Source organism: Virgisporangium aliadipatigenens, from assembly GCF_016863615.1.
GTDB lineage: Bacteria > Actinomycetota > Actinomycetes > Mycobacteriales > Micromonosporaceae > Virgisporangium > Virgisporangium aliadipatigenens.
In genome coordinates this window covers 269,775-293,185 of sequence record NZ_BOPF01000003.1, presented here as the reverse complement: position 1 = coordinate 293,185, position 23,411 = coordinate 269,775, and the positions used below count along the sequence as shown (strand labels likewise).

Sequence of the window (23,411 nt, the reverse complement as noted above, 5' to 3'; positions counted from 1 at the left end):
TCGTGGCGGCGTGCAGATCCCGAGGCTCGACACGCCGCCACTGTTCGCCGCCCTCGCCGGCGCGCGCAACGTCCTGATCGCCGGCGCCGGCGGCGGGTTCGACGTGTACGCGGGCCTGCCGCTGGCGTTCGCGCTCAGCGACGACAGCGGCAGGGACAGCGGTACCCGGGTGCACCTGGCCAACCTGTCGTTCACCCCGCTGGAGCACCTGCCGCTGGAAGCCTGGGACGCCGAGAACGTCGCCGTCGTCGAGCCCGACACACCCGGCCCCGCCGACTACTTCCCCGAGCGCACGCTGGCCCGCTGGCTGCACGCGAACGACCTCGCCGGGACCGTGTACGCGTTCCCGCGCGTCGGCGTGGTGCCGCTGCGCGCCGCGTACCGGCACCTCGTGCAGAAGCTCGACCTCGACGCGATCGTGCTCGTCGACGGCGGCACCGACATCCTCATGCGCGGCGACGAGTCCGGGCTCGGCACGCCCGAGGAGGACATGACGAGCCTCGCCGCCGTCGCCGGACTCGACGAGGTGGCCACGAAACTGGTCACCTGCCTGGGCTTCGGCATCGACGCGTACCACGGCGTCAACCACAGCCAGGTGCTGGAGAACATCGCCGCGCTCGACCGCGACGGCGCCTACCTGGGCGCGCTGTCGATCCCGTCCGGCAGCGCGGCGGCGACCCTCTACCGGGCGGCGGTCGAGGACGCCCGGGCGGCCACCCCGCTGCGGCCCAGCATCGTCAACGGCCAGATCGCGGCGGCCGTCGCGGGCGGGTTCGGCGACGTGCGCTTCACCGAGCGCACCAGCGGCAGCACGCTGTTCGTCAACCCGCTCATGGCCGTGTACTTCAGCTTCACCGTCGAGGGGCTGGCGAAGCGGTCGCTCTACCTCGACCGGCTGGCCCGCACGCACGGGATGGGCCAGGTGGCGCTGCTGATCGCCGCGTTCCGCGCCGAGGTCGAGCACCGCCCGGCGCGGGCGTTCCCGCACTAAGGCGTGTCCTGCCGATCATGGCGGGCCTGCGGCGGACCCAGACGCCGCCTCGCGGCGCCGGCGAGCCACCCGGATACGACACCGGTATCCGGGCGCCCCGCCGGCTTGCGACGCGACGCCTGGGCCTCGCCTCGGCTACACCATGATCGGCAGGACACGCCTTAGGCTGCGGAGCATGGCGAGCTGGGAAGACGTCCGGGAGATCGGGCTGGGACTGCCCGAGACCGAGGAGACGGAGAGCCGCGAGGGCAACCGGGTACTCACCGTCCGCGGCAAGGGTTTCGTGTGGGAACGCCCGCTGCGCCGCGCCGACCTCGCCGCGCTCGGCGACGCGGCCCCGGCCGGGCCGGTGCTCTGCGCGCACGTGCCGGACGTCGGCGCCAAGGAGGCGCTGATCGCCGACGACCCGGCCACGTTCTTCACCACGCCGCACTTCAACGGCTTCCCGGCGGTGCTCGTCCGGCTCGACGTGATCACCCTCGACGAGCTGCGGGAAGTGACCGTCGAGGCGTGGCTCGCGAAGGCCCCGAAGCGCCTCGCGAAAACGTACCTGGACGGCGCCGGCTGACCGGATGTGATCTGCTGGTCCCCATGCCCGATACCGCGCTCAGCCGTCCCGAGGCGTCCGCCGCCGTGCACCATCTCGGCTGGAGCCTGATCCTCACGACGCTGCGCACCGTCGTGTCCGTCCGCAACGTCCACGACGCGCTCACCGTCGCGTCGATCGCCACCGAGGCGGCGGGGCCGGACGCGGGTGCGCACCTGAGCGTCGACCTCCGCGCCCACCGGGTCGAACTGGCGCTGCAGACCGCCGGGCGGGCCGTCGTGACGGCGCGGGACGCGCAGATCGCCGCGGCGGTCACGGCGGCGTTGACGGCGGCCGGGTTCACGACCGGTTCGGGTGGTGCGCCGCGGGTCACCCAGTTGCTGGAGATCGCGATCGACACGATGGACGCGGCGGCGATCCGGCCGTTCTGGAAGGCGGTGCTGGGCTACGTCGACGAGGGCGGCACGACGGATCCCGGCGGCGGGCTGGCGGATCCGACCGGTCAGGGGCCGACGTTCTGGTTCCAGCACATGGACGAGCCGCGCGAGCAGCGCAACCGGATCCACTTCGACATCTCGGTGCCGCACGACGAGGCCGAACGGCGCATCCGTTCGGCCCTGGCGGCGGGCGGCACTCTCGTGTCCGACAAGGCGGCGCCGGCCTTCTGGATCCTGGCCGACGCGCAGGGCAACGAGATCTGTGTGTGCACCTGGCAGGGGCGCGACTGAGCACGCCCCCGCCAGGAGAGGGGTTACGCGTTCGCCAGCTCGCGGCGGCCGATCTCGATCTTGCGGGGCTTGGCCCGCTCGGCGACCGGGATCCGCAGGGTCAGCACGCCGGCGTCGTACTCCGCGTCGAGCCGCTCCGTGTCGAGGCTGTCGCCCAGGAGCAGCCGCCGGGTGACGGTGCCGGAGGGGCGCTCGGTCAGGAAGCGTTCCGCGCCCTCGGGCAGGGTGCGGGTGCGCTCGGCGCGGACCGTCAGCACCTTGCGGTCGACGGTGGCGTCGATGGTCGCCGGGTCGACGCCCGGCAGGTCGATGTGGACGAAGAACACGTCACCGGCGCGGTAGGCGTCGAGCGGCGCCGCCGAACGGCTCACGGTGTCGAACAGGGTCGAGGTGGGGTTGAAAACCACGGAGCGCAGCATCTCGGTTTCCTCCAGAGAGTTGAGCGTGTGTCGCTCAATTTCTCCCAACCGGGGCGGGCGGCGAACGCTTCCCGGCTGTGGCCGCCGTCACGCCACCCGGGCCGCACGCCCCTCCTGAGCTGGGAAGACATCCGGGTGCAGCACCGCCGCGATCGCCTCCACGCCGTCGACCAGCCGGGGCCCGGGCCGCACCACGATCCCGTCCGCGTCGAGCGCCCACACCGGCACGCCCGGGAAGTGCGCCACGACCGCGCGGGCCTGCTCCGCCGCGCCCGCCAGATGGAAGCCGCACGGGGTCACCAGAACGAGATCCGGCTCGGCGGCTGCCAGTTCCGTATAGGACACCTGGACCGAACGGGCGGCCGGACGGGCGGCGACCGACTCGCCCCCGGCGGCGGCCACGAGATCGGGCACCCAGTGCCCGGCGGTGAACGGCGGATCGACCCACTCGACCACCGCCACCCGCGGCCGGGGGCGCCCGGCCACCGCCGCCGAGACCGCCGCGAGCCGCTCCCGCAGCGACCCCACCAGTGCCGCACCCCTCGGGGGAACGCCCGCGCGCGCGGCCACCTCGACGATCGTGTCCAGCACCTCGTCGAGCGTGTACGGGTCCAACGACAGCACGTCCGCCCGGCAGCCGAGATGGTCCAGGGCGTCCTCGACGTGCCCGGACGGCAACGCGCACACCCGGCACAGGTCCTGCGTCAGGATCAGGTCCGGGTCGAGCGCGGCGAGGGCACCCGCGTGCAGCGTGTAGAGGTCGCCGCCGGCGCGCATCGTCTCCTTGACGTACGCGTCGATCTCCCCGGGTGCCATCCCACGCGTGTCCCTGCCGCCCACCACGACCGTCTTGTCCGAACGGGCCGACGCCGGCTCGTCGCACTCGAACGTCACGCCGACCAGGTCGTCGCCGAGCCCGAGGGCGTAGACGATCTCCGTGGCGGACGGCAGCAACGACACGATGCGCATCCGCGCAACACTATTGCTTCAGCAGCACCGCGAGGTCGGTGACCGCGACCCCGCGCCCGAACTCGCCCACCTTCTCCGCCTTGCCGGTGATCAGCGAGATCCGGTAGAGCGTGCGGCCGCTGTTCTGGCCCAGCACGGCGAAGCCGACCGCGTCGACGGCCTTCCCGTCGCGCACCTTCGCGTAGATGTCGAACCCGGCGCCGGCCGGCGACGCGTCGACGCCCAGCTTGCCGATCGGCGACAGCTGCCCGCTGTTCGCCGGCGCCTGCAGGGACACCTGGTCCATCGCCGTGTCGATGTCGTACAGCGCCGTCGCCGTGGCGGCGTCGGTGTCGTTGTTGGTGTACGCGGCCGCCGTCACGCCCGCGGCCGGCGTCGTCGCCGGCGGGATCGTCAGCGTGGTGTCGGTGTTGGTGGTGCCGCCCTGGTTGACGTTGTGGCGCAGGTTCTGGCCGGTGTCGCTGACGATGCGCAACCGGTCGGCGGCCGGGTTGAAGTCGATGTCGAACTCGGTGCCGGACAGCGCCACGCTCAGCTTCCCGACCTTCGTCGCCCTGCCGTCCTCGGCCACGGTGTAGACGCCGCCGCCCTCGCCGACGCCGTAGAGCTTGCCGTCCTGCACCCGGTAGTCGATGCCGATCAGGCGCGTGTCGCCGGTCAGCCCGGCGATCTTCCCGGCCTTCTTCGCCTCCCCCGGCCGGTCGGTCCGGAACGTCACCAGTTCCCCGTCCGCCGTCAGCCCGACCGCGCGCAGCCGGGGCGTGTCGTCGTTGTTGCCCACGAGGGCGAGATCCGGCTGCCCGGACGGCCCGTGCGCCGCCGCGAAGAACCCGCCGCCGACCGCCGCCGCGACGCCCAGCACCGCGACGAACCCGCCTATCAAAGCCCGCTTCATGTGTCTCCTCCTCGGAAAGTCGTGCGGGTGATTCGGCACCGGGCGCGCTCCGGTTGGGCGCTGTCGGCTTTCCGCCAGGGTGTCGACGCGGGTTTCCGTCGTTGCGCCCGCCCCAGGGACCCCGTTGGATATGGCGATCTGTCAATCACTGGGAGGCTCGATGTCCCTACGCGCGAAACTGGCCGGCGGCACGGTCACGGCAGTCGTTCTCGGCATGGCGGTCGCCTCCGGGCTGCCGGCCACGGCCGAGGGCGCCACGGCGGAGTACACGGTGATCGCGAGCGAGTCGGTCAGCGCCGCCGACGCCGTCGCCGCCATCCAGCGGGCCGGTGGCACGGTGACCGCCCGCAACGACGACGTCGGCATGTTCCAGGTCGTCGCCCCCACCGGTCCCTTCGTCGAACGGGTCAACGCCTCCGGCGCGCTCGTCGGCGCGGTCAGCCGGCGGCCGATCGGTTCGGCACCTCGCAAGTCGGACCCGGCCCTGGACGAGCCGGCCGCCGGACCGGTGGCCCCCGCCGCGGAGTCGAAGCGGCCGCCGGCCGTCGGGATGGACCCCCTCGACGAGAAGCTCTGGGGCCTGTCGATGGTGCGTTCCGACCGGGCGCGCACGGTCAACCCCGGCGACAAGCGGGTGACCGTCGGCGTCCTCGACACCGGCCTCGACGCAAGCAACCCCGACCTGGCGGCGAACTTCAACGCCGCGCTGTCGCGCAACTTCGCCCCCGACATCCCGGACATCGACGGCCCGTGCGAGGTGGAGTCCTGCCTCGACCCCGTGGGCACCGACGACGGCGGCCACGGCACACACGTCGCGGGGACCATCGCCGCGGCGGCCAACGGGCACGGCGTCTCCGGCGTGGCGCCCAACGTCTCGCTGGTCGAGCTGAAGGGTGGCCAGGACTCCGGCTACTTCTTCCTCGACTCGATCGTCAACGCGCTCACGTACGCCGCCAAGGCCGGCATCGACGTGGTGAACATGTCGTTCTACCTGGACCCGTGGCTGTACAACTGCGTCGCCAACCCGGCCGACACGCCGGCTCAGCAGGCCGAGCAGCGCACCATCATCGCGGCGATGTTCCGCGCGCTGACGTTCGCGCACCTGCACGGCGTCACGCTGGTGGGTGCGCTCGGCAACAACCACGAGGACCTGGGCAACCCGCGCACCGACCTCAGCAGCCCGGACTACCCCGCGGGCACCGCGCACGAACGCCCGATCGACAACTCCTCCTGCTGGGACCTGCCGGCCGAGGGGCCGTTCGTGATCGGCGTGTCGGCGCTCGGCCCGTCCGGCAAGAAGGCCGACTACTCCAACTACGGCACCGAGCAGATCTCGGTCTCCGCGCCGGGCGGGTGGCAGCTCGACGGGTTCGGCACGCCGCAGTACAACCTGCCGGCCAACCGCATCCTGTCGACCTACCCGAAGAAGGTGCTGCAGGGGCTGGGCCGGGTCGACGCGGCCGGCAACGTGCTGCCGCAGTTCGCGAACACGGTCTTCAAGGACTGCACGGACGACGGCCGCTGCGGCTACTACGCCTACCTGCAGGGAACGTCCATGGCGTCCCCGCACGCCGCCGGCGTGGCGGCGCTGATCGTCAGCCGCTACGGCCGGGTGGACCTGCGCCACCGCGGCGGCCTGACGATGGACCCGGGCCGCGTCGAACGCCGCCTCACCGCGACGGCCGCCGAGCACGCCTGCCCGGAGCCGCGGCTGCAGCAGTACCGCGACGAGGGCCGGTCGGCGGAGTACGACGCCTACTGCGCGGGTGACACCCGCTTCAACGGCTTCTACGGCCACGGCGTCGTCGACGCCTACGCGGCCCTGACCGACCGCGGCCTGTTCTAGAGGAGCAGGTAAAAAGCCTGCGAGGCCGGCGTCCACGGGGGAAGACGTCGGCCTCGCAGGTAGAACGCTATCGCGCCGCGCGGGTTACGGCTAGTCGCACAAAACGGGGACAGGATCTTCAGAAGGACCCGACAAACAGCAGCTTGTTGGCGGAACCCTTGGTGTCGGTGACCTTGTTCGGCGTGGCGGCGGCGACCAGGGCGTCGCGCACCTGCGCCGGGGTGGCGCCCGGGTGGGTCGACAGGTACAGGGCGATCGCGCCGGCGACGTGCGGGGTGGCCATCGAGGTGCCGGACATCTTGCCGGTGCTCGTGTTCGACGTCTTGGTCGAGGAGAGGATCCCGACGCCCGGCGCGAAGATGTCGAGGCACGAGCCGTAGTTCGAGAACGACGCGCGCCGGTCGGCCGGGTCGGTGGCGCCGACGGTGATCGCCTCCGGCGTGCGGGCCGGCGAGACGTTGCAGGCGTTGGTGTTCTCGTTGCCGGCCGCGACGGCATAGGTGATGCCCGCCGCGATCGACTTCTTCACTGCCGCGTCGAGCGCCGCCGAGGCGGTGCCGCCGAGGGACATGTTCACGACGGCGGGCTTCGCGGCGTTCTTCGTCACCCAGTCGACGCCGGCGATGATGCCGCTGTACGAGCCCGAACCGTCGCAGCCGAGCACGCGCACCGAGACGATCTTCGCGGCCTTGGCCACGCCGTAGGTCCTACCGGCCACCGTTCCGGCGACGTGGGTGCCGTGGCCCTGGCAGTCGCCGGCGTCGGCGTCCCGGTCGACGAAGTCGTAGCCGCTGGTGGCCCGGCCGGCGAACTCGCCGTGGGTCAGCCGCACGCCGGTGTCGACGACGTAGGCGGTGACGTTCGCGGCGGTGTTCGGGTACACGTACGTCTTGCCCAGCGGCAGGTCGCGCTGGTCGATGCGGTCCAGCCCCCACTCCGCCGCGGTCTGGGTCGCGGCGGCCGGCAGGGCGACCTTGCGGTCCTGCTCCACCGACGCCACGGCCGGGTCGGCGGCGAGCCGCTTGGCGGCCTTCTCCGAGAGCGTGGCGGTGAAGCCGGTGGAGAGGTCGTTGGTGACCGCGGCGCCGTAGCGCGTCGCGAGGCTGCCGGCGGCGGCCCCGTCCTTGAGCGTCACGATGTAGGCGTCCTTGATGGCACCCGCCGCGCCGGCGTTCGCGATCGTTCCCTCGGCCGGGGCGGCCTGCGCGGCACCCACGCCCACGAACAGGGCGGCGATGGCGGCGGCGCCCCCGATGACGAGGGACTTGACGGCGGCGTTCGCGGCAGAAGTACGCATGCCGAGAAAGATGCCGACCGTGCGGAGTGCGCCCGGGACCATGCCGGGTGCCGCCCGGTTGCCCGCCCCGCCGAGACCCGGAGAACACGCTCTGAGCTGCGAAAACGTGCCGGTTGCGGGCTAGGTGCGGGCCGGCTCCCACCACTCCCGCAGCGTCCCGAGGCCCGGTTCGGCCAGCGCCTTCACGATCATCTCCCGGTCGATCCGCGCCCCGTCCGGCCCGACGAGCACCCCGCGCACGGCGGGATGCTCCAACCGCCAGCCGTGCGGAAGCAGCCCGTCCTCGAGCAGCGGCGCGAACCCGTCGACCATGGCGCGGTCGTCCCATTCGCCGGGTGCGGCGGCCGCGCGGGCGGCGGCGCACTCCTCGGCCAGGCGCAGCCGGTCCGCCGGGGTCGGCGGCCGCTTGCGGAACTCACTCCCGTAGCGGGCCGACACCTCCCGGGCCGCCCGCTGCTGCCACCACTGCGCCGGCGACTCGGCGAACGTCACCCACCGGATCTTTCCGGTGGCCTGGGCGCTCTCCCGCGCCAGCTTGCGCCGGTCCCGTTCGGACAGCGGCGCGAGCCGTAGGCTGTCCGGCGCCACGCGCACCTCGATCGGCCCGTCGCCGATCAGGCGCATCGCGTACGCCAGCCCCGGATGCAGCATGGCCTGCTCCTCGGCGTCGTCCGACAGCCAGTTGTCCGACCCGGGCCCGATCCAGCGCGGCCACCCGTCGTCGAAGTCCACGATCACCGACGTCCCGGCGAGCAGCCCCAGCGGGCGGGCCGCGTCGATGACTTCCCACTGGTACTCGATGTACTTCAGCGACACCTCGTTGGCCGTCGCGAGGGCCCGCGCGGCGACCTCGACCGAGCCGCATGCCGCGACGGCGGCGAGGTCGGCCGGCTCGATGAGTTCGCGGCCGACCGGGGCCAGCTGCGCCCAGCGCCGCCGGATGCGGCTGTCGGAGTCGGCCGGCTCGTCGAACGCTTCGCTGCCGACGTCGAACCACTCCTCGGCCCGCCGCACCGCCTTCCTCGCGTCCGGCCGGGCGAGCAGGTGCAGCCGGCTGGCGATGACGGCCGCCAGTTCGGGGACGCTCAGGCAGGGCACCGCCTGGATGCCGACGTGCAGCTCGCGGCGGCGCCCGTCGATCCGCGCCTCGATGTCGGGACCGCAGGTCAGGCGCACCCGGTCCGGGGGCTCCAGCCGGAGCCGGCCGAGCGTGGCCCGCACAAGGGCGTGCAATTCCGGCTGGGTCGTCCCGTCCACCGCCACGCCCTGGCTCTCAGTCAGCACGGCTCATTCTGGAGCCACCCGCGCAGCGTCGGGTAGCCGGGTTCGGCCAGCGCCTCGTCGATGGCCTTGCGGTCGATCCGCTCCCCGTCGGGCCCGATCAGCACGCCGCGCACGGCCGGATGTTCCAGCCGCCGGCCGGTGTGCAGCAGCGCGTCCTCGACCAGCACGGTCGCGGCGTGCCGGAGTTCGTGCGGCGTGGACGTGTCGGCCAGCACCGTCAGGACCAGGACGTCGACGGCGCGCGAACGGGTGCCGGCCGCCAGCCGGTACTCGTCGGCCTCCCGGCGGGCCCGCCTGCGCCACCACGCCTGCGGCGCGTCCACGATCCGGCACCAGACGACGAGGTACGTAGCGGGGATGTCCAGGGTCACGCGCGCCAGCCGACGCCGCTGCCGCACGCTCAGCGGCAGGACTTCGACCGGGTCGTCGGAGGTGCGCAGCACCATGTGCCGGCCGCCGAGCAGTCGCGCCTCGTCGGCCAGCCCCGGATGCGCGAACGCCAACTGCTCGGCCGTCTCCCGGTCCCACACGGGGTCGTCGATGCCGTGCGCGAGGCGCGCGCACCATCCCTCGTCCAGGTCGATGACGGCCCTGGCCCACCATCGAGGCGGGGGTGTGGCCACGTCCTCCAGGTACAGGACGTACTCCAGGTCGGCCGCTTCCTGGAGCGCGAAGGCCCACGCCGCCACGTCGGCTCTCCCGGCAGCCGTGGCGGCCGCCGCGTCGAGCGGCGGGATGAGTTCGGCGGCGAGCGGAGCCAGCCCGTCCCGCGCGTTCTCGTGCAGGTGAACGCTCCACCTGCGGCGCAGCTTCGCGACCAGTTCGCCGTCCGGGCGGTCCAGGATCGCCAGCGCGCCGCCGACCAGCGCACGCAGCTCGGCCCGCGTCAGGACGGCCAGCAGCGGCAGGCCGATGTGCAGTTCGCGGCGCAGGCGCCCGACCCTCGCCTCGACCGTGGGCTCCCCGACCAGCCGCACGTCGTATCTGCGCCGCACGCCCAGCCCGTCGGCGACACCCCGGACCAATGCGTGCAGCGCGGGCTGCGTGAACGCCGTGACCGGCAACCCCGGCCGCCGCCCGAGCGGCCCGAGCCACAGCACGAACACGGCGCCGAGAAGTCCGCAGAGGCTGCCGAAAAGCGTGCGCGGGCTCGGGTCGGCCAGGGCCAGCGCCAACGGCAGCACCAGCAGCACGACGGACACGACGGGCCCCACGCGGTTCGTCCGACCGCGCAGGAGGCGACGCGTCCGCCGGTCCACGCGCACAGTATGCGCAGGTGAACGCCGTGTTCAGGCGCGGTTCAGCCAGGTCCGCAGGGTCGGGTACCCCTGCGCCCCTTCCGCCACGGCGCTCCGGATGGCCCGCGGGTCCACCCGTTGCCCGTCGGGTCCGACCAGTTCGCCGCGCACGGCCGGGTGCGAAAGCGTCCACCCGCGCCGCAGCAGCGCGTCCTCGACCAGCACCCCGGCCGCGTGCAGCACCCCGAACGTGCTCACCGTCCCGCTCTCCTTCGCCGGCTGCTCGTCGACGCCGGCCAGCACCCGCACGACCTCGACGTCGTCGCCGGGGATGCTGCCGAGCCCGCCCGAGACCTCGGCGGCGAGTTTGCGGTACTCGGTGGCCTGCCGGGTGGCCCGCTGCTGCCACCACTCGCCCGGCGCCGCGTCGAACGTCGTCCACCGCACGAACCGCGGCCCGGAGATGCGCCACGTCTGCCGCGCCAGCCAGGTGCGCTGCCGTGCGGTCAGCGGGGCGAGCGGCACGGGCTCGCTCGCGGCCTTCAGCGGCCACGAACGCGTTCCCAACCAGCGCAGCTGCGCCACCAGCCCCGGGTGCGCGTCGGCGAGCGAGGCGGCGTCCTCGGCGCTCCACTCCAGGTCGCCGATGCCCCGGGCGAGCAGGCGCCGCCAGCCGTCGTCCCAGTCCAGGATCCCCGAACCCGGCCCCGGCCCCCGGTTGTCGTCCAGATAGAGCGCGTACTCGAACGCCCCGGTGCGCACCAGCGCGTACGCCCGGGCCGCCACCCCGGGTCCCCCGGCGGCGGCCACGGCCGCTTTGTCGAGGTCGGGCAGCAGGGCGGCGGCGTGCGGGGCGAGCAGGGCGCGGTCGGCCTCGTCCGCCGCCGTGTCCGGCTGCGAAGCGGCCCACCGGTCGCGCAGGCGGGTGGCGAGCCGCGCGTCGGGGCGTTCCAACAGGGTCAGCTCGGCGGCGACGAGCCCGCGCAGCTCCGCCCTCGTCACGAACGCCAGCAGCGGATACCCGATGCGCAGCTCCCGCCGCAGGCGGGTGGCGCGGGCGCGGACCTCGACCCGGGCGGTGAGCCGCACGTCGACCTTGCGTTTCGCGCCGATCTCCGCGGCGACGCCGCGCACCAGCGCGTGCAGGTCGGGCTGGGTCGACGCGGTCACCGGCACGCCGTCGCGCAGGACGGTGGCGTTGAGGATCAGACCGGCGGCGAGCATCGCGAGCAGCACCGCGCCGAACCAGCGGTTGGGGCCGGCGAGCATCGCGAGGGCGACCACGGTGGCGCCGATGAGCCACATCCGGATCAGGCCGTCGGCGTCGCGCAGCAGCCGGCGGGTGGGCCGGTCCATCTTCTCCGTCATCGGGGTACATCGTGGTGGACGGCGCCGCGCCGATCAACGCCGGGCGCCGTCCACCGGTTCCGGCTATCGCACCGGTTGCGGTTCTTCCGTGGGAACGTCTTCGTGAGCGGCCCCGTTGCGCACCGCGTCACCGTGCCCGGGCCACCACGCGGCGTGGCCGAGCAGCGCCGTGACGCTCGGCACCAGGAAGATCGACATGACGAACGCCGAGAGCAGGATGCCCACCGACACCGCGAAGCCCATCTCGGTCAGGAACGCCACACCGGCGAAGAGCATCGACGCGAACGTCCCCGCCAGGATCACACCGGCCGCGCCGACCGACGGGCCGCCGTGCTCGATCGCCAGGTCGGCGGCGGTGCGGGGATCGTTGCCGAGCCGCGCCTCCTCGCGCAGCCGGGCGATCATCAGGATGTTGTAGTCGGTGCCGATCGCCACCACGAACAGGTAGAGGATGATCGGCAGCGAGAACGACAGCCCGGCCCGGTCCTGCACCCCCTGGAACGCCAGCACGGTGGCCCCGAGCGTCGCCACGAACCCGAGCACCACGGCCGCCATGAGGTACAGCGGCGCCACGAGGCTGCGCAGCATCAGCGCGAGGATCAACGCGATCAGCGCACCGGCGGTCGGGAAGATCACCCACAGGTCGCGCGTGTTGGCGTCGCGGATGTCGGCGAAGACGGAGCTGACCCCGCCCACCAACGCCGTGCTGTTCGGCGGCGCGTGGGAGTGTGCCGCGTCGCGCAGCGTCTCGCCGGCGATCTCGAGCGCGGCGTTGGCGTACGGGCTGCTGGTCAGCAGGAGGTTGATCTGTGCGACGGAGCCGTCCGGGTTGAGCGCGAACGGCTTCCCGTCCGGCCCCGGCATCACCCCGCCCACGCCCTTGACCTGCGTCAACTTCTGCGTATACGGCTCCAGCGCGGCGGCGTCGAGCGCCCCGCCGTTCGACTTGACGTACACGGTCGTCGGGTTGAGCGCCCCGGCGGGGAACCCGGCCTGCAGATCCTTGATGCCCCGCGCCGACTCGGTGTCGCCGGGCAGCTGCCCGAACTGGTCGTAGTCGGCCTTGATGCCGAGCGCGCCCAGTGACAGCAGCACCAGGATGCCCCCGGAAAGAAGTGCGACCACCGCCGGCCGCCGGCCGGTGAACTGCCCGAGCCGCTGGAACACCGCCCCGCGCGGGGTCTTCCGCCACGCCTTGGAGGGCCAGAACACCTTCGTTCCCACGAGGGAGACGATGGCCGGAACGAGGGTGACGGCGGCGATCGCCATGACCACGACGGCGATGCCGAGGCCCGGCCCGAGGCTGCGGAACCCGCCGAAGATCGCCAGGATCAGCGCCCCGAACGCGATCACGATGGCCGCGGCCGCGGAGGCGATCACCTCGCCGACCCGGGCCAGGGCGACGGCCAGCGCTTCCTTGGCGGAGTCGCCGGCGCGCAGCCGCTCCCGGTAGCGGAACAGCAGGAAGACGATGTAGTCCGTGCCCACGCCGTAGAGCACGACGGTGAGGATGGTCGACAGCGACGGGTCCACCTGCAGGTCGAACGTCTTCGCGGCGGTCGCGATGAGGCCGCTGGCGACGACGGAGACGATGCCGACCGTGACCACCGGAAGAAGTGCGGCCAGCGGACTCCGGTAGATGATCAGGAGCAGCCCGATGACCAGAACGAGCGTGACGATGCTGACGATCAGCAGCGCGTCGTCGAACGCGTCCTGGTTGTCCACGACGAGGGCCGCGTCGCCGGTGACCGCGTAGGAGAGCCCCGAACCGTCGAGCGCCCCGCCGGTCTCGGTGCGCAGCGCGTGGACGGCGTCGCCGAGCTTGGGATCGTCGGGCAGCCCCTCGAGGCCGACGGTCACGAGCTGGACCTGCTTGTTGGGCGAGACGGTCTGCTCGCCGGCGAACGCCCCCTTGACCCGCTCGATGCCCTTGGCGTTGATCTTCTGGGCCGTCTCGGCCACCCGGGCGCGGTCGGTCTCGCTGAGCGCGCCGCCGTCGGTGCGCTTGATGACGATGGTGACGCTGGCCCCGTCGTCCTTCTTGCCGAACGCCTCGTTCCCCAGCTGCTGCGCCTTGACCGACTCGTAGCTGTCCGGGAGGAAGTTGGCCTGGTCCGTGTTGACCAGGTCGGCGAGGCGCGGCGCGAACATCGACCCGACCAGGATCACCAGCCAGACGCCGATCACTTTCCACGGGTGGTGCACCACCACCCGCGCGAATCTGTCGAACATGCGGCTCCCCCTTTGCCAGTCTCTACCTGCCGCACGGTAGGTAAGATCCAAAATGTACCAGCGACAGCCGCGATACAGTCACGCGGGTATCCGACGTAAGGGGAAACTGGACAAATGGAAGACACGCGCGACCAGATCAGAGCGGCCGCGCTGGAGCTGTTCGTACGGCAGGGGTACGAGGTCACGAGCCTGCGCGAGATCGCCGACCGGGTCGGCATCACCAAGGCGTCGCTCTACTACCACTACCCGTCGAAGCAGGCGCTGCTCACGTCGATCGTCGACCCGCTGGTGAAGGGCTGGGAACGCCTCGGCGCCGAAGTGGTCGCCCTGCCCCAGACGCCGGAGCACAAGCGGTTCGCGCTGGACGCCTACCTCGACATGATGCTCGGCCACCGCGCCATCGTCACGCTGCTGATGCGCGACGCCGGGGCGGTGCTCGCGGTGTTCGCGCCGACCGTCGACAACGTCACCGCCACCGTCCGGCAGGTACAGCGCTGGCTCGCCGGCCCCGAACCGAGCGGCCCCGACCGGATCCGCGCCCAGGTCGCGCTCGACACCATCGGCGTGGCGATGAGCTCGGGCAGCCTGCTGCCGGAGGTCACCGAGGACGACCTGCGCACGACGTTGCTCGACGCCGCGTGCGCGGTGCTGCGGCTACCGCCGCCCGCCGGGGGAGCTATCGGGGCGCCCGTGCCCACGGTGCCGAGCGCACCGCCCGTAGCGCCTGGCGTCGGGGGTCGCCGGTGAGCCCGTCGATGTAGAGCACCCCGTCGAGGTGGCCGGTCTCGTGCTGCAACGCCCGCGCGAGGAAGCCGCTGCCGGAGACCGTGACGGCGTTCCCGTCCCGGTCGAGGCCCTCGACGGTGGCCTCCATGGCGCGCCGGCGCGGGAAGTACAGCTCGGGGATGGACAGGCAGCCCTCGTCGCCCTCCTGCGGCTCGTCGCCGACGGTCAGGACCGGGTTGACCACGTAGCCGACCCGCCCGCCCGCCTTGTAGGCGAAGACCCGCAGCGGCACCCCGATCTGCGGGGCCGCCACCCCGGCCCGCCCCTCCGCGCCGAGCAGCGTGTCCATCAGGTCGTCCACGAGGTCGCGCAGGCTCCCGTCGAACGCCGTCACCGGCTCGGCGGGCGTCCGCAGCACCGGGTCGCCCAATAGACGGATCGGCCGCATCGTCATGGCACGGGACGCTAACAAAGCGGCATCTACCGCTCGCCGCCGCGCGGGACACTTCACCCACCGTGTCGGACACATACACTGATCCGGCCCCTGCCTGACGTTCCCCTCGAAAGGCATCCGTCGATGCCATCTGTCCACCGGGCCCGCACCGGTACCCACCGGCGCGCGCACCTCGCCGTGCCGTGGGTGGTCGGGATCGTGGCCGCCGCCGTCGCGCTGTCGGGCGCGTCCGCCGGTTACGCGTTCATCTCCGCGGCCTCCTGCGGGGGAACGTCACGAGCCACCGTCGCGGTGACCCCCGGCGTGTCCGGGGTGCTGGCGGCGCTCGCCAAGGAGTGGACCGCCGGCGAGCCCAAGGTCGACGGCCGCTGCGCCACGGTGACCGTCGTCCCCCGCGAACCGGCCCTCGTGGCGCAGGAGCTGACCTACGGGGTCGGGGCGGTGCTGCCGGACGCCTGGGTGCCGGACTCCTCCGCCTGGCTGCCGGCCAACCGCCGCGGTGCGGAGAGCCTCGGGCGCAGCCCGGTCGTGCTGGCGATGCCGGCGCCGATGGCCGCCGCGATCGGCTGGACGAACACTCCCCCGCGCTGGCGCGAACTGATCGCCCGGCCCGGCTGGGAGGCCTCCGGCCACCCGGAGTGGGGGCCGTTCCGGCTCGCCGTGCGGGACCCGCTGCGTTCCACCGCCGCGCTGCACGGGCTGGTGGCGCTGCTCGACCGGGACGCCAACGCGGCGCTCAGCGACCAGGAACTCGACGGCGCCGCCGCGCTGCGCGAGGCGCGGGCCGCCACCGAGGACGACGGCGAGCCGCTGCTCGACGCGTTGCGCCGGGCGGACACCGCCGGGCCGGGCGGCGCGACGGCGCTGGCGTCGGCGTTCCCCGCGCTCGAACGGGAGGTGCGCGCCTACAACGCCGCCGCGCCGCGCACGCCGCTGGTGAGCGTGCGCCCGCTCGACGCCGCCGCCGACGCGGACTTCCCGTACGCGCTGCTCGACGCCCCGGCCGAACGCCGTCGCGTGGCGCGGGCGTTCCTGGAGTATCTGCGCTCGGCGGCGGGGCAGCAGCGGCTGCGGGCGGCCGGGCTGGAGGCGCCGTCGCCCACCGGGTTCCCGCTGGACGTGACGGCCCCGAGCCGCGCGGCGCAGCGGTGGACCGCCCTCTCCCGCCCGGTGAACGCCCTCCTGGTGCTGGACGTCTCCGGGTCGACGGCGGAGCGGGCGCAGGGCTACGGGCGTTCCCGATGGGAGGTGATGAAGGAGGCGGCGGTGAGCGTGACGGCGGACCTGGGGCCCGACGCGCAGGTCGGGATCTGGATCTACGCGACCCGCCTGGACGGCATGCGCGACCACCGCGAACTCCTGCCCCCGGGACCCGCCCGCGCCACGCACATGGCCCTCCCGACGGTGCTCGGGACGACCGAGCCCGGCGGCAACTGCGGCCTGTACGACACCGCGATCGCGGCCCAGGCGAGCATGCGCGCCCGCCTCCACCCCGGAACGACCACCGTTGTGGTGCTGATCAGCGACGGCCGGGACGAGGACGACACGGGCGGCCCGACGGCGGAGGAGGCGCACGCCGCGCTGGCCTCCGACACCCGCCGCGTGCCGGTGGTGACGGTGGCCCTGGGCGCCGACGCCGACGTGAACGCCCTGCGCGCCCTGTCGGCGGCGACCGGCGCCCCGTCGTACCGCAGCACCGACGCCGACCTGGCGAACACCCTGCGCGCGGCCATGGCCGGCCCGGTCGGCGACTGAGACGGCCACCAACGGCAGATAGTTGACAACACAACATTCTCGACGCACACTCGTCGGTAGTTGCTTACGCAACTAAGTGCTTCACCTCCGTCGCCTTCGAGACGGGACAGAACGAGAAAGAAGGCCACCATGCCTGCCGTGACCGCAGCGAACCCGCTCGACCTGCCCCGCGTGCCGCTGCCGGACCCGAGCACCGACCGGGACCGCCCGGTCACCTCCGTCACCACCGCGCCGAAGGGCTACGAGGGCGAGGGCTTCCCCGTCCGGCGCGCCTTCGCCGGCGTGGACCTGCGCGCGCTCGACCCGTTCGTCCACATGGACCAGATGGGCGAGGTCGACTACGGCCCGGGCGAGCCCAAGGGAACGTCCTGGCACCCGCACCGCGGCTTCGAGACCGTCACCTACATGATCGACGGCGAGATGGCGCACTCCGACTCGCACGGCGGGGGTGGCCTGATCGGGGGCGGCGACACCCAGTGGATGACGGCCGGCGCCGGCATCCTGCACATCGAGGCGCCGCCCGAGCACCTCGTGGTCAGCGGCGGCCTCTTCCACGGCGTGCAGCTGTGGGTCAACCTGCCGCGCGCGCAGAAGTTCGCGCAACCGCGCTACCAGGACATCACCGGCGCCAAGGTGGCCCTGCTCAGCTCCGCCGACGGCGGTGCGCTGATCCGGGTGATCGCGGGTGAGATCGCCGGGCACGCCGGGCCGGGGTCGACGTACACGCCGATCACGCTCGCCCACGTGACGCTGGCGGCCGGCGCCTCGGTGACGCTGCCGTGGCGGACGGACTTCAACGCCCTCGCCTACGCGCTCGGCGGCCGGGGCTCGGTCGGCGGCAAGGGGCGCCCGTTCGCGCACGGGCAGCTCGCCGTCTTCGGGGCCGGCGACACGCTCACGCTCGAGGCGGCGCCGACCGGGAGCCTGGACGTGTACCTGCTGGGCGGCAAGCCGATCCGCGAGCCGGTCGTGGCGTACGGGCCGTTCGTGATGAACACCCGCGCCGAGCTGGTGCAGGCCTACCAGGACTTCCAGGCAGGCCGCCTCGGCACGATCCCCGCGGCCCACGCCGACGTGGACGCCGCCACGTCCTGACGACCGACGCTCTCGCCGGCGGCTACGCCAGGGCGGCCCTGATCGGGCCCGCCTTGGCGGCCGCCTCGGCGACCTCGGCCTCGGGGTCGCTGTCCCAGGTGATGCCGCCGCCGGCCCAGACGTGCACGCGTTCGGCGTCCACCGCCACGGTGCGGATCGTCAGACCGAGGTCGATCGCGTCGGGGCCGACCCAGCCGAACGCCCCCATCGACGGGCCGCGGCCGACCGGTTCGAGCCCGGCGATCAACTCCAGGGCGGCGCGCTTGGGGGCACCGGTGACGGAGCCGCCCGGGAAGACCGCCCTGAGCAGCGCGGACAGGCCGGTGCCGGGCAGGAGTTCGGCCTCCACGCAGGACTCCGCCTGCCACAGGCCGGACCAGGCGCGCAGCCGGAACAGCTCCGTCACGCGCACCGAACCCGTGCGGGCGACGCGGGCGAGGTCGTTCCGCTCCAGGTCGACGATCATGATGTGCTCGGCGCGTTCCTTCTCGGAGGCGAGCAGTTCCGCGCGGCCGGCCTCGGTGGCGGGCCGGGTGCCCTTGATGGGCAGCGTGCGCACGACCCCGTTCGAGACCGCCACGAGGGTCTCCGGGGACGCCGACGCGACGGCCCACCCCGCACCGCCCAGAACGCCCCCGTAGCGCGCGCCGGACAGGTCCGCCACCCGGTGCAGGGCCGGGCCGGGATCGCCCGCGTACGGCGCGCTCGCGTGGCCGACGACGTTCACCTGGTAGACGTCGCCCCGGCCGATCGCCTCCCGCACCCGGGACACGGCCGTGGCGTGGGCCCGCGGCGTCCACGACGGCTCCCAGGCACCGAGCCGCCAGGAGCGCCGGTGGGAAGGTCTTGACGAGTCGGTAACGAATGTGCTGCGACCCGGGCCGAAAACGACGGCGACGACATCCGGCAAAGCGGGCGCCGGGGTGGGCGCACCAATCAGGGCAGAACCGGACAGATATGCACCCGCCGCGGCCGAGATCAGCACCATGGCCCCACACACGGAGTGAGCAGTTACTCCGCGCTGCCGTAACTCGAAGTTGCCATATGTCAGATCGCCTGCCAGCAGGTCGAAACCGGACAGAAAGGCTTCGAGAGAGCGCGACCAATCCCCGCCGTCACCTAGACGCCACTCATAGCGACCAATTTCTGACGGGGCGGAGTGACAGCGCGTAGCTGCAGAAGTTAAACGCTGAGTGACCGAAATCCCGGCATCCCAGACAACATTCTCAAGGCGGGTCATACGTTTGGTGAAGAATCCCTAAAAGTTGCCGTCACATGCTCGGAGGAGCGTGGTATGGCTTGATAGCGTGCGTCACTGGTCATGTGAACAACCACACAACCGAATCGACCCGCAGCACCGGAACCACCGACATGCTCCACCCCGACCTGTCCATCCGGAGACCCAAGATGTGTAAGCACTCGACCCCTTGTCCGCCCGCCGACGCGATCGACCACGACGCCGCACGCGTCACGGCTTCCTTCCCCGAGCAGGGTTGGAGCCTCCTGTGCAACGGCGTCATCGTGTTCGACGACACCGGCGAGCTGATGCCGGACGGCAGCACCGTCGCTCCGCATCGCGGCCCCGCGCCGCACAAGCCCGTTCTCGCTGCCGCCTGATTCTCGCCCGACCGCCCGCCCAGGCGGCTCCGCCACCCGGTCACCCGGGTCGGCCCGACCGCCCGACACGCTTCCTCCAGAGCGGACATCGCCCATTGGGCGGGTGAGCACCACGACGACCCGATAGGGACGGCCGCCCCTCATGAAGGGCGGGGCCGACCGTCCACTCTCGGGATCACGATTCGAACGCCTCCGGCGCCGGGCACGAGCAGACCAGATTCCGGTCGCCGTAGCCTCCGTCGATCCGACGCACCGGCGGCCAGTACTTCGCACTCCGGTCGCCCCCCGCCGGATACGCCGCCACCGACCTCGGGTAAGCGTGCGGCCACTCGTCCGCCGTCACCGCCTCCGCCGTGTGCGGCGCGTTCGCCAGCGGATTGTCGTCCTTCGGCCACACGCCGGTCGCCACCTGAGCGATCTCCGAACGGATCGCGATCATCGCGGCGCAGAACCGGTCCAGCTCGGCCAGGTCCTCCGACTCGGTGGGCTCCACCATGAGCGTCCCCGCCACCGGGAACGACATCGTCGGCGCGTGGAACCCGTAGTCGATCAGCCGCTTCGCCACGTCGTCGACGGTCACGCCGGTCGCCTTCGTGATGCCCCGCAGGTCGAGGATGCATTCGTGCGCGACCAGGCCCTTCGCGCCGGCGTACAGCACCGGGTAGTGCTCGCGCAGCCGCGCGGCGACGTAGTTCGCGGCGAGGACGGCGGCACCGGTGGCACGCGTGAGGCCGTCCGGGCCCATCATGCGGATGTACGCCCACGAGATCGGCAGGATGCCGGCGGAACCGTGCGGCGCGGCCGAGACCGCTCCGACGCCGCGCCCCGGCAGGTAGTCCGCGAGGTGCGCGCGCACCGCGACCGGCCCCACGCCCGGACCACCGCCACCGTGCGGGATGCAGAACGTCTTGTGCAGGTTCAGGTGCGACACGTCGGCCCCGAAGCGCCCGGGCCGGGCGTAGCCGAGCAGGGCGTTCAGGTTGGCGCCGTCGACGTAGACCTGGCCGCCGGCGTCGTGCACCTTGGCGCACAGTTCGGCGATCCCGGCCTCGTACACGCCGTGCGTGGACGGGTACGTGACCATGATCGCGGAGAGGCGTTCGCGGTGTGCCTCGATCTTGCGGTCGAGGTCGGTCAGGTCGACGTTCCCGTCGTCGTCGGTGGCCACCACGACCACGCGCATCCCGGCCATCACGGCGCTCGCCGCGTTGGTGCCGTGCGCCGACTGCGGGATCAGGCACACGTCCCGGTGGTCGTCGCCATTGGCCAGGTGGAACGCCCGGATCGCCAGCAGCCCGGCCAGTTCGCCCTGCGAGCCGGCGTTGGGCTGGACGCTGACGGCGTCGTACCCGGTCAGCTCGGCGAGCCACGCCTCCAGCGTCGAGATCAGCCGCTCGTAGCCGTCGACCTGGTCCTTCGGCGCGAACGGGTGCACGTCGGCGAAGCCCGGCCAGGACACCGGCTCCATCTCGGCCGTGGCGTTGAGCTTCATCGTGCAGGAGCCCAGCGGGATCATGCCCCGGTCCAGGGCGAAGTCCTTGTCGGCCAGCCGGCGCAGGTAGCGCAGCAGCGCCGTCTCCGAACGGTGCGAGTGGAACACCGGGTGGGTCAGGTAGTCGGTGCACCGCCGCAGCCCCTCGGGCAGCGACTCCAGCGAGTCCCCGAACCCGTCGACGGTCACCCCGAAGGCGTCCAGCACCAGCCGCAGGTGATCCTCGGTCGTGGTCTCGTCGCAGGCGATCCCGACCCGGTCGGCGTCCACCCGGCGCAGGTTGATCCCGCGCGCCGCCGCCGCCTCGACCACCTCGGTCGCGAGCCCCGGCACCACGGCCGTCACCGTGTCGAAGAAGTGCTCGTGCGCCAGCGTGATCCCGCCGACCCGCAGGGCGGTGGCGAGCCGCGTCGCCGTGCGGTGCGTGCGGGCGGCGATGCCGTGCAGCCCGTCCGGCCCGTGGTAGACGGCGTACATGCTGGCCAGCACCGCCAGCAGCACCTGCGCGGTGCAGATGTTGCTGGTCGCCTTCTCGCGCCGGATGTGCTGCTCGCGGGTCTGCAGCGCGAGGCGGTACGCCGGGTTGCCGTCCGCGTCGCGGGAGACGCCGACGAGCCGACCGGGCAGCATCCGCTCCAGGCCCGCGCGCACGGCCAGGTATCCGGCGTGCGGTCCCCCGTTCCCCAGGGGAACGCCGAAGCGCTGCGCGGACCCCACCGCGGCGTCGGCCCCGATCGCGCCCGGCTCCCGGAGCAGGCACAGCGCGAGCAGGTCCGCGGCGACGGTGACCAGCGCGCCCTTCTCGTGGGCGGCGGCGACCAGCGCCTCGTGATCCCGAACGGCCCCCGACGCGCCCGGGTACTGCAGGTGCAGCCCGAAGAACTCCGCCGGCAGCCCGTCCGCGTCGACGTCCACGACCCGCACCTCGATGCCGAGCGGTTCGGCCCGCGTGCGGATCACCTCGAGGCTCTGCGGCAGAACGTCCGCGTCGACCACGTACACGTCGCTCTTGGCCTTGGACGCGCGCCGGGCCAGCGTCATCGCCTCGGCGGCGGCGGTCGCCTCGTCCAGCAGCGAGGAGTTGGCCGTCGCGAGGCCGGTCAGGTCGCTGATCACGGTCTGGAAGTTGAGCAGCGCCTCCAGCCGGCCCTGGCTGATCTCCGGCTGGTACGGCGTGTACGCGGTGTACCAGGCCGGGTTCTCGAAGACGTTGCGGCGGATCACCGGCGGGGTGTGGGTGCCGTAGTAGCCGAGGCCGATCATCGAGACCATGGGCCGGTTGGCCGCGGCGATCGCGCGCAGTTCGGCGAGGGTCTCCGCCTCGGTGGCGGCGGGCGGCAGGTCCAGCGGCGTGTGGTCGCGGATGACGTCCGGGATGGCGGCGTCCATGAGCTCGTCGACCGAGGTGTAGCCGACCGTTTCGAGCATCCGCCGCTGCTCCTCGGCGGTCGCGCCGATGTGGCGCCGGCTGAACGGGACGAGGTCGGTCATGCGGGCTCCCGGAATGGAGAGAGGGACAGGCTTCGCTTACCCCCTCCCCCACTGTCGGGAACGCGTCCCTCCAGGCGCCAGCCCCGCCGTGGTCCGTTTGCCTGAGAGGTTCCGGGGAGGAATTGCCCCTTCGGCGCCACCGGGGTGCCAACCCGGCGGTCTCTCCCACGTGGGGTGCTGCGGCGCGAACGACGCTACCAGCTTGATCTCGCGGCGGTCATGACCCGCGACCAAGACCACAGCGGCTCCACCTCGAGCGCGAAATGGACATTCCACAACAAAGTGGCTACTCTTGTGCCAAGATAGGAACCGCCGGCAGAGAGTGTCGCCGGCAGAGAGTGCGGAACCTCAGCCCGCGCGGCGGCGGGCGCGGCGGGCGGCCAGCTCGTCGCCGACGTCGCCACCCTCGTCGGGCTCCACCGGCTCGGCGGCGGCGCCCGGCTCACCGGGGAGGTGCGACAAGGTGCCCAGGATCTCCTTGAAGGCGCCGCCGATGGCGATGCCGAAGACCCCCTGCCCGCCCTGGAGCAGGTCGACGACCTCCTCGGGGGAACGGCACTCGTACACCGTCGTGCCGTCGGAGATGAGCGTGATCCCGGCGAGGTCGGCGACACCGCGCGAGCGGAGCGTCTCGATCGCGCGGCGGATGTTCTGCAGGGAGACACCCGCGTCGAGGAGCCGCTTGACGACCTTCAGCACCACGATGTCGCGGAACGAGTACAGCCGCTGGGTGCCCGAGCCGGAGGCGTCCCGCACGCTCGGAACCACGAGCGCCGTGCGGGCCCAGTAGTCGAGCTGCCGGTAGCTGATGCCCGCGGCGTGACACGCCGTCACACCCCGGTACCCGATCGCGTCATCGGTGCCGGCGAATTCCGGATCGATAGCGGTCATTGTCGGTTGCCCACCTGTCGGAGACGTTCCCGTCGGCAATGCCTTCAGATGTCGGCTCAGCCGTTCGTGGCCGACA

General features: G+C 72.8%; 20 protein-coding genes and 1 riboswitch. Of the genes, 8 read left to right on the top strand and 12 right to left on the bottom strand.

What is annotated here, in order from left to right:
* Positions 1-10 precede the first annotated feature (10 nt).
* From Val02_RS05535 to Val02_RS05525, 3 genes are all read left to right on the top strand, one after another.
* The gene (locus Val02_RS05535; RefSeq protein ID WP_239152431.1) at positions 11-991 is read left to right on the top strand and encodes a DUF1152 domain-containing protein; all 981 of its coding nucleotides are present in this window, start codon (positions 11-13) and stop codon (positions 989-991) included.
* A 175-nt stretch (positions 992-1,166) separates the two neighbouring features.
* Positions 1,167-1,559 carry an MmcQ/YjbR family DNA-binding protein gene (locus tag Val02_RS05530; protein ID WP_203897787.1) on the top strand — a complete coding sequence of 131 codons (393 nt, stop codon included), beginning with the start codon at positions 1,167-1,169 and terminating at the stop codon, positions 1,557-1,559.
* Positions 1,560-1,582: 23 nt separating this feature from the next.
* Complete coding sequence (locus Val02_RS05525; RefSeq protein ID WP_203897786.1) at positions 1,583-2,266, top strand: VOC family protein; 684 nt, start codon at positions 1,583-1,585, stop codon at positions 2,264-2,266.
* 23 nt (positions 2,267-2,289) lie between these two features.
* Here the strand turns inward: Val02_RS05525 and Val02_RS05520 are convergent, their stop codons facing one another.
* The 3 genes from Val02_RS05520 to Val02_RS05510 form a co-directional block, all read right to left on the bottom strand.
* Complete coding sequence (locus Val02_RS05520) at positions 2,290-2,685, bottom strand: Hsp20/alpha crystallin family protein (RefSeq protein WP_203897785.1); 396 nt, start codon at positions 2,683-2,685, stop codon at positions 2,290-2,292.
* Positions 2,686-2,772: 87 nt separating this feature from the next.
* Positions 2,773-3,654: an ABC transporter substrate-binding protein gene (locus Val02_RS05515; RefSeq protein WP_203897784.1), complete on the bottom strand. Its 882-nt coding sequence runs from the start codon at positions 3,652-3,654 to the stop codon at positions 2,773-2,775.
* 10 nt (positions 3,655-3,664) lie between these two features.
* Positions 3,665-4,549 (bottom strand): DUF4394 domain-containing protein, encoded by an 885-nt coding sequence (locus tag Val02_RS05510; protein ID WP_203897783.1) that lies wholly within the window; start codon positions 4,547-4,549, stop codon positions 3,665-3,667.
* A 160-nt stretch (positions 4,550-4,709) separates the two neighbouring features.
* Between Val02_RS05510 and Val02_RS05505 the strand changes: the two genes are divergently transcribed.
* Complete coding sequence (locus Val02_RS05505; RefSeq protein WP_203897782.1) at positions 4,710-6,395, top strand: S8 family serine peptidase; 1,686 nt, start codon at positions 4,710-4,712, stop codon at positions 6,393-6,395.
* A 118-nt stretch (positions 6,396-6,513) separates the two neighbouring features.
* Here the strand turns inward: Val02_RS05505 and Val02_RS05500 are convergent, their stop codons facing one another.
* From Val02_RS05500 to Val02_RS05480, 5 genes are all read right to left on the bottom strand, one after another.
* Positions 6,514-7,692, bottom strand: a complete 1,179-nt coding sequence (locus Val02_RS05500; RefSeq protein ID WP_203897781.1) for a S8 family peptidase — start codon at positions 7,690-7,692, stop codon at positions 6,514-6,516.
* A 120-nt stretch (positions 7,693-7,812) separates the two neighbouring features.
* Positions 7,813-8,976 carry a M48 family metalloprotease gene (locus tag Val02_RS05495; protein WP_203897780.1) on the bottom strand — a complete coding sequence of 388 codons (1,164 nt, stop codon included), beginning with the start codon at positions 8,974-8,976 and terminating at the stop codon, positions 7,813-7,815.
* Positions 8,970-10,178 carry a M48 family metalloprotease gene (locus Val02_RS05490; protein ID WP_203897779.1) on the bottom strand — a complete coding sequence of 403 codons (1,209 nt, stop codon included), beginning with the start codon at positions 10,176-10,178 and terminating at the stop codon, positions 8,970-8,972. The genes Val02_RS05495 and Val02_RS05490 overlap by 7 nt, the downstream gene beginning before the upstream one ends.
* An 87-nt stretch (positions 10,179-10,265) precedes the next feature.
* A complete protein-coding gene (locus tag Val02_RS05485; RefSeq protein ID WP_203897778.1) occupies positions 10,266-11,582 on the bottom strand; it encodes a M48 family metalloprotease in 1,317 nt (438 codons plus the stop codon).
* A 63-nt stretch (positions 11,583-11,645) separates the two neighbouring features.
* Positions 11,646-13,814, bottom strand: a complete 2,169-nt coding sequence (locus Val02_RS05480; RefSeq protein WP_203897777.1) for an MMPL family transporter — start codon at positions 13,812-13,814, stop codon at positions 11,646-11,648.
* 114 nt (positions 13,815-13,928) lie between these two features.
* Between Val02_RS05480 and Val02_RS05475 the strand changes: the two genes are divergently transcribed.
* A complete protein-coding gene (locus tag Val02_RS05475) occupies positions 13,929-14,561 on the top strand; it encodes a TetR/AcrR family transcriptional regulator (protein ID WP_203897776.1) in 633 nt (210 codons plus the stop codon).
* On the opposite strand, the gene Val02_RS05470 is transcribed toward Val02_RS05475, so the two are convergent.
* A complete protein-coding gene (locus Val02_RS05470; RefSeq protein ID WP_239152429.1) occupies positions 14,491-14,994 on the bottom strand; it encodes a peptide deformylase in 504 nt (167 codons plus the stop codon). The two genes, Val02_RS05475 and Val02_RS05470, sit on opposite strands and share 71 nt — an antisense overlap.
* A gap of 123 nt (positions 14,995-15,117) precedes the next feature.
* Here Val02_RS05470 and Val02_RS05465 point away from each other — a divergent pair, with 123 nt between their 5' ends.
* Together Val02_RS05465 and Val02_RS05460 are read left to right on the top strand one after the other, a co-directional pair.
* The gene (locus Val02_RS05465; protein WP_203897774.1) at positions 15,118-16,749 is read left to right on the top strand and encodes a substrate-binding domain-containing protein; all 1,632 of its coding nucleotides are present in this window, start codon (positions 15,118-15,120) and stop codon (positions 16,747-16,749) included.
* Between the two features lie 129 nt (positions 16,750-16,878).
* A complete protein-coding gene (locus Val02_RS05460) occupies positions 16,879-17,844 on the top strand; it encodes a pirin family protein (protein ID WP_203897773.1) in 966 nt (321 codons plus the stop codon).
* Positions 17,845-17,866: 22 nt separating this feature from the next.
* On the opposite strand, the gene Val02_RS05455 is transcribed toward Val02_RS05460, so the two are convergent.
* Complete coding sequence (locus Val02_RS05455; RefSeq protein WP_203897772.1) at positions 17,867-19,084, bottom strand: chorismate-binding protein; 1,218 nt, start codon at positions 19,082-19,084, stop codon at positions 17,867-17,869.
* A 167-nt stretch (positions 19,085-19,251) separates the two neighbouring features.
* Between Val02_RS05455 and Val02_RS05450 the strand changes: the two genes are divergently transcribed.
* Complete coding sequence (locus Val02_RS05450; RefSeq protein WP_203897771.1) at positions 19,252-19,461, top strand: DUF5999 family protein; 210 nt, start codon at positions 19,252-19,254, stop codon at positions 19,459-19,461.
* Between the two features lie 175 nt (positions 19,462-19,636).
* On the opposite strand, the gene gcvP is transcribed toward Val02_RS05450, so the two are convergent.
* Together gcvP and Val02_RS05440 are read right to left on the bottom strand one after the other, a co-directional pair.
* The gene (gcvP, locus tag Val02_RS05445) at positions 19,637-22,444 is read right to left on the bottom strand and encodes an aminomethyl-transferring glycine dehydrogenase (protein WP_203897770.1); all 2,808 of its coding nucleotides are present in this window, start codon (positions 22,442-22,444) and stop codon (positions 19,637-19,639) included.
* A 79-nt stretch (positions 22,445-22,523) separates the two neighbouring features.
* Positions 22,524-22,622, bottom strand: a riboswitch (glycine riboswitch).
* A 170-nt stretch (positions 22,623-22,792) separates the two neighbouring features.
* A complete protein-coding gene (locus Val02_RS05440) occupies positions 22,793-23,335 on the bottom strand; it encodes a MerR family transcriptional regulator (protein WP_203897769.1) in 543 nt (180 codons plus the stop codon).
* Between the last annotated feature and the right edge of the window lie 76 nt (positions 23,336-23,411).